The sequence below is a fragment of the uncultured Roseibium sp. genome (assembly GCF_963675095.2).
Classification (GTDB): domain Bacteria; phylum Pseudomonadota; class Alphaproteobacteria; order Rhizobiales; family Stappiaceae; genus Roseibium.
In genome coordinates, this window is sequence record NZ_CAXXSJ010000007.1 from 62,626 (window position 1) to 75,008 (window position 12,383).

A 12,383-nucleotide genomic window follows, 5' to 3' on the forward strand; every position below is an offset into this window, starting at 1 on the left:
ATTATTGTCCGGAAACTCCCTCGACGAACCAGTCCATGCTCCAAAGATCGCCATCAGAGAGGACCTCGCCCTCCTTGACCCGGACCGTGCCGTCACGGTCGGAAAGCGGGCCGGCGAAGATCTGCTTGCCGCCAATGATCGCATCCCGTTCGGCCATAACCTTGGCCTTCAGCTCTTCGGAGACCGCATCACCGCAGCAGGCGATATCGATCAGGCCATCATTGATGGACAGAAAGGCGCCATAGGCTGCGGGTTCGAAGGAACCGGCTGCAATCCGCTCGATTTCAGGCTTGAGGAAGCGGTCCCATGTCCAGACGGACGAGCACTGGGTCGCTTTGCTGAACTCCGACAGATCGCGGTGGTGACCGGTGCCGTAGATATTGTGCTCGCCGGCAACCACCTGAACGGTCGGGGTATCGACGTGCTGGCCGATAACATCGATGCCCTGTTCCACAAGAGCTTCGGCGGCAGCGCGCTCCTTGACCGGATCCGCCCAGGCGCCGGTGAAGACGACCGAAAGCTGGGCATCGGGGTTCACCTGACGTGCACCCATGAGGTAGGCGTTCACGGTCCAGTTGACGAGGCCGAACGGATTGGCTGCCACGAAACCGATTTTGTTGGACTTGGTTAGTCCGCCGGCGACCATGCCGCACAGATACTGGGTTTCATAGGTCCGACCGTAGATGCTTTTCAGGTTGGCCCCGTTGGTGGTGCCGGCCGGGTTGATGAAGACAATATCCGGATACTGCTCAGCCAGTTCCTTGAAGGTATCCGAATAGCCAAAGGCAGAACCGAGAATGATGTTGGCGCCGCGCTCGATGAACAATTCGGTCGCCGGACGGATCGCGGTCGCGGATTCCGGGATTTTTTCAGCCTGCGGAATGCGGACGTCCAATTCCTTTTCGAGAATTTTGCGGGACTCATCGATCGACTGTGACCAACCGCCGTCGTTGGAATCGCCGAAGAGGACAACAGCCGGTTTCGGATCACCTTTGGCAGCGAATTCGGCAGATGCGCTTCCGACCGATTGGCCTAAGCCTATTGCGCCGAAAGCCAGACCGAAAGCCGTCATGCGAAGTATTTTCATAATAGTCCCTCTGAACATTATACAAATACGGGCGCAGCTATCCGCTTAACCGTCAAAACAATACGTAACTGCTCTACGGATGGATTGAATCCAGCGGATCGTAATTCTTATATTTTCAGTATATACGCGCCATGTGGAACCATCGTATGTGCCAAGAAAAAACCTCGTCAAGCTCAAACGAGGAAACGAAAAAGAGTTTCATGAAAAAATTGCACAAATGGTCAAAATATGAGCAAAGAGATTGAAAACTGAGCTATTTTTCAATTTAAAAGACGTTTTTTAAGCACCCCGATCGAAGACGGTTTTGAAAAACGAAGCCATGAATCGCGCTGCGAAATGTCGCCAAAAGAAAATGTATACAATCTGGAGAAGTAAGTAATTTATCTGCTTTTCTGGATTGCGTTGGGCAAGCGGAAGAAATTAGCGCATACGATTAAGTCCTTCGGCCTTGGAAACGGCAGGGCAGGCACAATGCGTAGAGAAGATCGAGATATAGTAGACTGGACCGCCCCGAAGGTGGATTTAGGCAATTCCCCGCCAGTCAGAATTGCTCCGAGGCTTATCGGGGCGAGATTGCGATGCGAGGCGGTGCGTCAAAGCCTGGCTCCAGCTGGTATCCGCCCGGTCATTTCGCAGAAAGAAAACCGCAGGAAGTCCATACTTAGCAACTTTCGGGACTGTCCGGACGAAGAAGCGGTTCGAGGCTTGTTTAACCAGATCGAGCACTTCCGCAGGATCGCGACCCGATGTGACGAGTCTGAGGTCTGCTTCAAAGTGTTTTTAAATCTCTTTGCCTCGCGCGACTGGTTGCAGCGAGCTCAACGATAATCCCGAGCAAATTCGGGAAGGGTAGATCAGACCCGATCCGAATTCATCCGCAATTACCGACACGGATATGATCGCACAATTGGTCCTGCTTCAATCAGCTGGAGATATGGTTAATAAATTCAAGCTTGAGAAATATATATGACTGTCTATGAAGAAAAATACTCTGCGGAACATATGTATGTAAGTATAGATCGTCGATAAAATGCTTGAATTATACTTTTAGCGCCAGGGGTGAAGTATACTACAAATCAATATGTCGCAGAATAGCGTTTTATGTCGCTTTTTGATGGGCGCAGGAACATCTCTACATGATTTCGCTTGTGTAAGCGGGAGGTGTTTCATGCAGAATCAAAACATTCGAGCAGGTCGTTCTAGCCGGCACAATAAACGTCGCTTGGAAGTTGATGCAGCACGTACGAACCTGTTTCCTCGATTGGAAAAATCAACGTCTGCCTGCGAACTCCCGCATGAACAACGGCTTCATATCCGCAATGACGTCTCATCTCCCAATCTGAAGCGCGCCGGAATTACATCTTGGGATCTTGTTGATCCCAAGAATGTATCAAAGTCGAGCGTCGAAGTTGAAAGTCGGTTGGTCCGGAACAAGGGCTTCAATTTCTGTCCGGTCAACGGGTCTGGGAAATTCCAGCTCCCGCGAATTCATGTTCTGGCGCAAACCGTGTCATTTTACCGGTCTGGTTCTGGTGGCCGGCGCGGCACAAGCCCAATTCATCGAGCCGGAAATCGTCAGTTACGGCGATGTGTCCTGCTCCTACGAGGCCCCCCTTAGCGCCATTCCCCCCATTACCTGCACGACGGATCTTGATGGGGGAATTGGCTCCGCCGGGGTGCAGAATGGGGCCAATTCTCAATACAACCAAGCCGTTGAGCTTTCGGTAACGCTGTCCGGGGCCGCCAGCGTGACCAATACCGACTCGTCCTACACCGTCGGCGCAAATTACAGTGGCTTCGGCCTTCAGGCGAGCGAGACCTGGAACGCCGGCAATTTCACCAATGGGTCGATGCTCGAAGTCACGAGCGACGGTTCGATCAGCATATCGAATGCCCGGCCCGGACAACTCGGCCTCATTACGGCGGGCGCAGCCGACCAACCTTTCGCCGAAGGCGGGGGGATCGTTTCGGCGATTTCCGTTGGTGCGGATGGATATTCCGATTCGCGTTCATCGCCATTTGTGCCGAATTATGCAGGCGGCTTGGGCGGCGCGATCAATCTGACCAACACAGGTTCTATCACCGCTGCGACCACCTCCGGTCCGCCAACCGTCGTGACCTATGACAACGTCCTGATCGACACGCTTCTCTTGAACGGTCTTGGTGCTTTTTCGTTAGGCGGCGACGGTGTCGCGATCAAGACGGGCAATCGCGACTACGCGGGAAACGGGGGAGACGGCGGGGCCATCACCATAGGCAATTCCGGCTCCATTGATATTACCGCCACCACCGTCGACACCTACGGCGTCAACGGAATTTACGCCCTCTCGCAGGGCGGCATCGGCAGCAACCGGGAAGATTACGCGATCGCCGAGGGCGGCGATGGCGGCGCGGTCACGATCACCAATAGCGGCAACATCACCATGCGTGGCCTGGAGGACAGCGCCAACGGCGGCCTGACTGGTATTCTGGCCATGTCGGTCGGTGGAAATTCCAACGATTACAGCAGGTTGGAACGTCGCAGACTACGGATGCATCCTCAGCGGGCGATGGCGGAAATGTATCGATCACGCTTTCCTCCGGCGGTTCGATCGACGTGGCTGCGGTCGATTCCGGCCAGTCGAGTATCGGCGTCATGGGTATCAGCACGGGTGGCTATGCGGACAATATCGCAACGGGAAACGGGGGCGACGTCACCATACAGCTGAAAAGCGGCAGCACGGTTTCGACATCCGGAACGTCGCTCGCCATCGGTGCGCTCGGGGTCAGCGCGGGAACGCTGGCCGATATTTCGCCCTATGAAACGGGCGCGGTCAACACCGCCTATCCGGGCTCCCCGGGGAGTGTCACGATCACCAATGAGGGGTCGGTCACAACCTCGGGCTCGATGTCCATCGGTCTCGCGGCCGTCGCCGCGGGCGGGACGAGTATCGTCACCAACGGATCTTCCGGGGCGAGCAACGTGCTCGGCAACGCCATTTCCTACATCGACGACTACGACGGGAGCGATGTGACGATCACGAACGACGGATCCGTACTAACCTTCGGCGCGGCCTCGCATGGTATCGTCGCGCTGTCGGCCGGTGGCGGCGGCGGCTTGATCAACGTGCTCGCGGATACGGAGAAGACCGCGCTCGGCAGCCAGACCTCCAATTCCGGCGGTGGCGACGGTGGAAGCGTCACCGTTTCCAACACCGGCGTCGTGACGACCGGGTCGTCGGCCCGCGCCGCCGAGAGCGAGGCCGCCATCGGAATCGTGGCGCAGTCGATCGGTGGCGGCGGCGGGTCCTCGGGCGCTTCGGTCTCTCTCATCGGGGCCAACGACGCGAGCGGAAGCGGCGGTGGAAATGGCGGGGCGGTCGCGGTTCACGCCAAGGGCGACAGTGCCATTTCCACTTTCGACAGCGGTGCGATCGGCATCCTGGCGCAATCGGTCGGTGGCGGTGGCGGCAATGGCTCCAACTCCTACGGTGAGTTCGCGGCGGTCGGCGGCGCCGGCGGGAATGGCGGCCATGGCGGGGACGTGACGGTCGACATCGCGGGGGCATCGGGACTGGTTACGCGTGGCCACTTTGCAGCCGGCGTTATCAGCCAATCGATCGGCGGCGGCGGCGGCAACGGCGGATCCGGAGATGCTTTCGGCAGTATCCTCGCGGACTCAATCGGCGGTACCGGCGGCAACGGAGGGGACGCCGGCAAGGTGCAGGTGGGCAATGCAAGCTCCATTACGACCGTGGGCAATCAGTCCTGGGGTATCATTGCCCAGTCCGTCGGCGGCGGCGGCGGAACGGGTGGCTCCGCCAACAGCTACTCCGCGAGCGTCATCACGATTTCACTCGCCATGGGTGGGTCGGGCGGCGAGGGCGGCAAGGGAAGCGATGTGGAGGTCGCCAATTCCGGTACGATCCAGACCGGCTGCAACGAAGTCAAAGACTGCATCTATACCTATTCCGGCGGCCCTACACTGGACGGCGCCAATGCCACCGGCATACTGGCCCAGTCTATCGGCGGGGGCGGGGGAACGGGCGGGGCAGCCTCCGCAAAGTCGCTCTCGTTTCCCACCGATGAATTTCCGAGCCTGTCGCTGAGCTTTGCCGTTGGAGGCAGCGGGGGTAAGGGCGGCGACGGCGGCGGCGTAACGGTTTCCAACGTCGGCACGGTCGCAACGTCCGGGGATGCGTCCTTCGGCATCAATGCCCAGTCCATTGGCGGCGGCGGTGGCAATGGCGGCGACGCAACAGCGGCCGCCTACGGCATCGAGGGCGAAATGCCGAGCTTGAAGCTCGCGATTGCCATTGGCGGAACCGGCGGGGGCGGAGGAACCGGCAGCGCGGTAACGGTCAAAAACGGTTTGGACGACAGCTGCGCGGTCTGCGGCAATCGCGGTACGATCGCGACCTACGGCAACGACGCAACGGGCATCGTCGCGCAATCCATCGGCGGCGGTGGCGGGACCGGCGGCTCCGGCAATGCCTCGGCTTCGAGCCCTAATCTGGGGGATGACACGGGGAAAGCCATCGATCTCACCATTGGTGTCGGCGGGACCGGTGGTACGGGCAATACCGGCGGTGCAGTTACCGTCGTGAACAAGGCCACTGGCTATATCCTGACGCAAGGGTCGACCTCCAAAGCCATTCTCGCTCAGTCGATCGGTGGCGGCGGCGGTGCCGCGACGGGTGGACAGGCTTCCTCGAGCGGCGACACGTTCGACGGGAATCTCACAATCGGGGGAAATGGCGGCTCCGGCAACGACGGTGGCACCGTGAATGTGACCAACGGCGGCGTCATCGTCACCGGACTTGCCAACTACACCAACGAAGCGGGTCTGACGATCACGACGGGCGGGGATTCGATCGGCATTCTGGCCCAGTCCATCGGCGGCGGCGGCGGTGTCGGCGGCAGTTCGGATCCGTCAGCCAATATCGGCGTCGCCGGGCAAATCGAAGACGGCCTGGCGCAGGCCTCCAACAGCTATTCGGCGGACATCGCGATCGGTGGTAAGGGCGGCGCGGGCGGCGCGGGCGGTACGGTTACCGTGACCAATTCCGGCACGGTCACCACCTACGGACTGCGTGCCTTTGGGATCGAGGCCCAATCCATTGGGGGGGGCGGTGGCAACGGTGGACTTGCGTCAGCCACGTCCAACGGCGTTCTCACCGATATAGGCGAGGCGGGCAAGGACGGCACCTACAGCGCCAACATCAGCCTGGGCGGCAATGCCGGAGAAGGTTCCGACGGCGGCACTGTATCCCTGACCAACAGTGGTAGCGTACTGACCGCCGGTTACGGCGCCCATGGCGTGTTGCTGCAGTCGGTCGGCGGAGGGGGCGGGGTCGGTGCGGAAGGGACGGTCGACACCGAAACCACGATCGGGCTCGGCTTCGGCGATGGCGGCAACAGCGGCTCGGGCGGCAATGGTGGCTCGATTTCTCTGGCTGCCGACAGCGGACTGATCGTTACCGCCGGCAACGATGCCTATGGCGTGCTGGCCCAGTCCGTCGGCGGCGGCGGCGGTCTGGCCAGTTCCGGCTGTTCCAATCCCGGGATTAGCGAGAACCTCCAGGGTGTGACGGCATCGAGCTGCCTTGGCGCCGATAGCATTTCCTATGACGATTCGCCCTGGAAGGACGAAAACGACGTCTCCATCACGCTCGGCGGCAATGCCGGTGCCGACGGCGACGGCGGCGCCATCAGCATCACCAAGACCGACGGACTGATATTCACCTCCGGAGCGCGCTCGTTCGGCATCTTCGCCCAGTCCATTGGCGGCGGCGGCGGTATCGCGGCCGGGGACGACTCCAATGTCTCGAGCGTGAAGTTCAGTTCGGGGCAGTCCGGCAGCATCGGTGGCGACATCTCCGTTTCGGTCGAAGCGGGCGCGGGAATCGCAACCACCGGCGACGGCTCGTTCGGCATCTTCGCCCAGTCCATTGGCGGCAGCGGCGGCTTCGCGGGAGATTCTTCGCTCGACCCGGTCTTCACCCGCATCAACAACCTCCCGCTGTCCTATACGGGCAGCCAGAGCGCGGGTGGAAACATCACGATCGACATTGCCGGCAAAATCACCACGACCGGCACGAACGCGCACGGGGTCGTCCTGCAGTCGAGCGGATCCGGCGGAGGGGTGATCGGTGTTGATGGCCAACTGGTCATGTCCATCGGTACGGGAGACTACGCGTCGGGCGATGGCGGCACGATCGTTTTCACGCAAGACGCGGGCAGTACGATCACGGCATCCGGGTTCAACGCCAATGGCATCCTGGTGCAGAGCGCGGGATCGTCCACCCAGGAGAGCGGGATTGCGCTGACCATCGGCGGGGCGGTCGTCGGCGGCACCTACCTTGACGACAGCCAGAGCGAATCGAGCACCGCCGCGGGTATTCTCGTCTCGGGCGGCGTCGCCTTGAATGCGGCAGGCGAGGAAACGAACAAGATCATCATCTCGACGTCAGGGTCTGTTTCGAATGCAAACGGCGCCTCAGGCACCGCGATCCTGTCGGCGGACGGCCGCACGACCGTCGCCAACGGCGGGACTGTGACCGGCGCGGTTCTGCTCTACGACACGTTCGACAACGCCAATCCCGCAACGAACGCCACGTTCCAGAATCTGGCCGGCGGCACCTTCAATGCGGGTAGCGTCAGTGTTCTCGAGAGCATCCAGAACGAGGGAACCATAAATCCCGGCGGCAAGGGAACCTTCCAGTCCTACCTGAGGCTGAATGGAGATTTCGTCCAGAGTGACTCCGGCGTCTTCGCGGTGGACATCGACACCCGAGACAGGACGAACGTTTCCGACCTGTTGGTTGTCCGTGATGGCAACGCGGTTCTGGACGGCTTCATCGATCCAAAGGTCTCTGCGATTTTGCCGCAGACCTACTCCATATTTGAAGTCAGCAACGGCTATAACTTGTCAGGGTCAGCGGGTGTCATAGACAATTCGATAGTATTTGACTGGAATCGGACATTTCTGCCAACGCAAGTCCAGATCACCCCGTCAGCTGATTTCCTGCCTTCAGGCGCAAACCTGAATGAAAACGAGACTTCGATCGCATACTATCTTCAACGGTCCTGGAATGCTATCGAAGCGCTGTCCAATCCGAGTGCGGATTATGGTGAAATGTCAGCAGCTTTCGGCCTGGTCTACAACGATCAGACCGCGGCCTCCTATGCAGAAACCCTGGACACCCTTTCAGGACAGACGTCCGCTTTCAACGCCAACGATCAGGCTCTTTCCGGACGTTCCGGGCTAGATAGCGCCTTCAGTTGTCCGACGTTTTCGGAAGATAGCGGAACGCTGCTCGGTGAAACGTCATGCATCTGGAGCAAAGCGATGGGATCCTCCATCAAATACGGCGGCCCCGACGCTCTACCGGACCGGCATATTGCGACTCAGGGCCTCAGAGTTGGCGGACAAGCGGAAATCGCTGATGATTGGTTCCTCGGCGCCACGGCTGCCTATTCGACAGTTTCATCGAAAGCGCAAGGTGCGACGGCATCGAGCACCGGCGATCTGATCAATGCCGAGGTTGCAATCAAGCACGTCGAAGGGCCTTGGTATTTCGGCATCGGGGCTGGAATTGGATTTGGCTGGTATGACAATCAGCGGCTGGTGAATGTTCAAGGAACACCGGTCACCATTAACAGCGATTTCGATACGGTGACCGTCGGCGGGCGTTTTCGCATGCAATACGAAATGGCGTTCGCCAATTGGTACTTACGGCCAAGAACGGATTTCGACGTCATGTATACCCACGTGCCGTCATATGGGGAGGAGGGCCCAGCCGGGCTTGCTCTTGACGTCTTGTCACAGGACGAAATCACGTTGGCCTTTTCACCCAACCTCGAGATTGGGGGGCGACTGGCACTTGAAAATGGTTGGACGCTTAGGCCCTATACCGGCCTGGGATTTGTTGCGATGTCCAATGATGAATGGATAACCACTGCCAGTCTGCGGGGCGCTCCCGCTTCCGCTGGAACCTTCCAGATCGGCCGGCATGTGCCGGATCTGGTCGGACGGTTGGACCTGGGTCTGGACTTACAGAATGAAAACAACTTTTCAGCCCGTTTCGAGTATGGACTGCAGTTCGGCTCCGAGATGACATCAAACACGGCTGCCTTGCGTCTGGGCCTGGAATTCTAGTCTATCTGCTTGAGAGAGCGCAGGCATCTGAGCTGAAGGAGTTCTGCCATCGGGTTGCTCAAACCGGATGGCAGAATTCTCTCGAATGGCGACATGGCCAATTAAATATCGCTAATCCATCTTTCGATGCTGTTCGCTTGGCAAAATCCCAAATTGCGCCCGGTAAACCCGTGAAAAGTGGGTCGGTGATTTGAAGCCAGTCGCATATGCGACCTCGGTAACGGACATGTCCGTCTGAATTAACAACCGTTGTGCCTTTTGCAGCCGAAGATCGACATAATATTTTTTGGGAGAACAGTTCAGATAGCGGCCAAACAGACGTTCCAGTTGCCGCCCGGATATCCCGAGTTTACGTGCGATCACAGATGCGGGTGGCGGATCGTCCATGTTCTCCGACATAAACTGAATTGCGCGGATCAGATGTTCGTTGCGGATGCCGTGGCGGGACTGCCATGACACGCGTTGTGCCGCTTCCGCGTCCCGGACCGCGTTGTAGATCATTTGATCGGCCACTTGGGTTGCGAGGTCCTCACCATGTTTCTGCCTGATAAGGTAAAGTATCAGATCAGCGGTAGCCGAACCGCCGGATGCGGTGATAATGGGGGCTTCGGCGACGAAAACGCTTCGGCTTAAACGTACCTGTGGGAACTCTTCCATGAAGGTTTCATGATAATCCCAGTGGATCGCTGCCTTTTGCTGATCGAGAAATCCCGCAGAGGCCAGAATATAGGTCCCGGAACAAAGTGCTCCGACCCGTGAACCATGAGCACGACCGCGACGAAAGGCAGATAGCAGATTTGCGGTCTCGACACTTTGTACGCCAATGCCGGAGAGAAGGAACAGATAGTCGGACCGGGTGGAGCGGCCGACCTCATTGAAGCTGTGCGATACACGCGTTTCGGAGCCGTTGGAAGCACGCGCGAATCGACCGTCCTCCGAGGCAAATGACCAACTGTATAGTCTCTTCTGGGAGACATAATTGGCGAGCCGCAGCGGTTCGACCGCGCATGAAAACGCGAGGTGCGAGAAGTTCTCGACCAGAAGGAATTCAAAATGTTCGGTTGAGGGGTGTGGGGATTGCCCGTCCAAGGGAAGTCTCGGTCTTAAGTGCTGGGTCAGATGTCCTTGCAGATCCGTAACGCGTCAAGAAGCGCAGCATGAATATTGCGCCCCGCAATCGCATCACCAATCCGCGCGAGATAAAACCTGCCTTCAGGCTGCAGCGGTTTGAAAGGGTCCCGTCCTTCGACAATCGAGCGTTGATCGACCTGACCGAGATTGAAGGATCTTGGCTTGAGTTCGTGATAGAGGACATCCATGGGTGATACGCCATTTTCTATGACAACATGATCAACCAGCCTCTCGGTGGGTTCTCCGGTAAGAACATGGCGCAGAGTAACGGCTACCCCGCTTTTTGTTTGCGCGATACTTTCTATATCCTGAAAACATTCAAACGCAACCGACTGCATTGCCAGAGCCCGAAGCACTACGGCAGAGTTCGTCGGACCGAGTTCATGCGCGGCCATACGGTCAGGCGTCACGTAAGTGACGGAACAACCGGCCCTTGCCAGGGCGTCGGCACACACAAGCGCGGACTGTTCACCGACCTCATCGTAGAGCAGGACGTTACCCTGTAACCGAACCTCGCCCGACAAGACATCCCAACTCGAGAAAGCCAACTTTGCCCCGTCAATTGGCAGTTCTTCGGGCCATCCACCTGTTGCGATGACCACGAGGTCCGGCATTTCTGCCTCTATTTCATCCAACTCGGCATATGTGTTCAATCGGACGTCAACGCCGAGCCTGCCAATCTCCTGGATCAGCCAGTCTGCCACACCCCGGATTTGGCGCCGGATTACACCTTGACTGGCCAGCTTCAACTGTCCGCCCAGACTTTCGCTGGCTTCAAACAGAACCACGGAGTGGCCTCTCAGTGCGCAAACCCTTGCAGCTTCCATCCCCGCTGGGCCGCCTCCAACGACGACAGCCTTCTGGATGGCATCCGCTCGGGGAATAATATGCGGCATGACTGCCTCGCGCCCGGTGGCCGCATTATGTCCGCAGACTGCGGCCTTGCCCTGATTGACCCGATCAACGCAATAACCAAGGCCGACGCAGGGGCGTATGCGGTCTTCATCCCCGCGTGCAAGCTTGGAGACCAGATAAGGGTCGGCCATATGCGCACGCGTCATCCCGATGAGATCGACATATCCTTCCGCGACCGCATGTCGGGCCGTAGCGATATCGGCCACCGCACCGGCATGAAAGACGGGCAGGGGGACGGCTTGCCGGATGCGACCTGCGATTGTCAGATGAGGCGCGGAGGGCATTCCCATGGGGGGAACCCATCCTGCCAATCCGAGGTCATCATAAGGTGCACCGGCCAGGACATTCAGAAAGTCGACAGCACCGGTCTGCGAGATCCTGCGAGCAATTTCTACGCATTCATCGGCTTCCAGTCCGCCTTTCTTCAATTCGTCGCCGGTTACCCGCATACCCAGGATCAGGTCCGGTCCAACGGCCTCACGGACGGCCTCCAGGATCTGCAGTGTCAGGCGCAGCCGGTTGTCCAGGCTGCCGCCGTAATCGTCGTTTCTCCTGTTGATCAGCGGGGATAGAAACTGCCCGAGAAGATGTGAATGGGAAAGGATCTCTATCCCGTCGAAGCCGCCCTGTTGACAGCGTTTGGCCGCATAGGCGAACTGGGAGATGACACGATTTATGTCTTGGATTTCCATCGGCTTCGGAAACGACCGGTGGGCGCGTTCCCGCGTTCCCGAGGGCCCGACGACTGGAAGCCAGTGCCCGTCATCCCACACCGTCCGCCGGCCCATATGGGTGATCTGGCACATCACGGCAGCGCCATGGGATCGGACACCGTCCGTCAATTTTCTGAACCAGGGAACGATGCTGTCATCACCCGCGTATAGCTGACCAAAAACCGACGGGCTGTCAGGGGCTATGTTTGTGGACCCACCAATAATGGTCAGCCCGATCCCACCCTTGGCTTTTTCCTCGTGATAAAGCCGGTACCGATCCCCGGGGTGCCCGCCTTCCGCAAAAGATGGTGCGTGTGCCGTGCTCATTATCCTGTTGCGTAAAGTCAGGTGGCGCAACTGAAAGGGCTCGAGCAATGGGTCGTTCTTCATGACCGGT

Annotated in this window: 5 protein-coding genes; 2 read left to right on the top strand and 3 right to left on the bottom strand. The window is 58.6% G+C overall.

What is annotated here, in order from left to right; genetic code table 11:
* Nucleotide 1: 1 nt before the first annotated feature.
* Nucleotides 2–1,087, bottom strand: coding sequence for a BMP family ABC transporter substrate-binding protein (locus tag ABIN98_RS03580; protein WP_346907469.1), 1,086 nt, complete (start codon nucleotides 1,085–1,087; stop codon nucleotides 2–4).
* Between the two features lie 1,490 nt (nucleotides 1,088–2,577).
* Here ABIN98_RS03580 and ABIN98_RS03585 point away from each other — a divergent pair.
* On the top strand, nucleotides 2,578–3,795 hold the full coding sequence (locus tag ABIN98_RS03585) for a hypothetical protein (protein ID WP_346907471.1): 1,218 nt from the start codon (nucleotides 2,578–2,580) through the stop codon (nucleotides 3,793–3,795).
* Entirely contained in the window at nucleotides 3,684–9,227 is a 5,544-nt protein-coding gene (locus ABIN98_RS03590) for an autotransporter outer membrane beta-barrel domain-containing protein (protein ID WP_346907473.1), read from the top strand. The genes ABIN98_RS03585 and ABIN98_RS03590 overlap by 112 nt, the downstream gene beginning before the upstream one ends.
* A 111-nt stretch (nucleotides 9,228–9,338) precedes the next feature.
* On the opposite strand, the gene ABIN98_RS03595 is transcribed toward ABIN98_RS03590, so the two are convergent.
* Both ABIN98_RS03595 and ABIN98_RS03600 read right to left on the bottom strand, forming a co-directional pair.
* Nucleotides 9,339–10,316, bottom strand: coding sequence for a GlxA family transcriptional regulator (locus ABIN98_RS03595; RefSeq protein WP_346907475.1), 978 nt, complete (start codon nucleotides 10,314–10,316; stop codon nucleotides 9,339–9,341).
* Between the two features lie 26 nt (nucleotides 10,317–10,342).
* Nucleotides 10,343–12,376, bottom strand: coding sequence for an FAD-dependent oxidoreductase (locus tag ABIN98_RS03600; RefSeq protein ID WP_346907477.1), 2,034 nt, complete (start codon nucleotides 12,374–12,376; stop codon nucleotides 10,343–10,345).
* Between the last annotated feature and the right edge of the window lie 7 nt (nucleotides 12,377–12,383).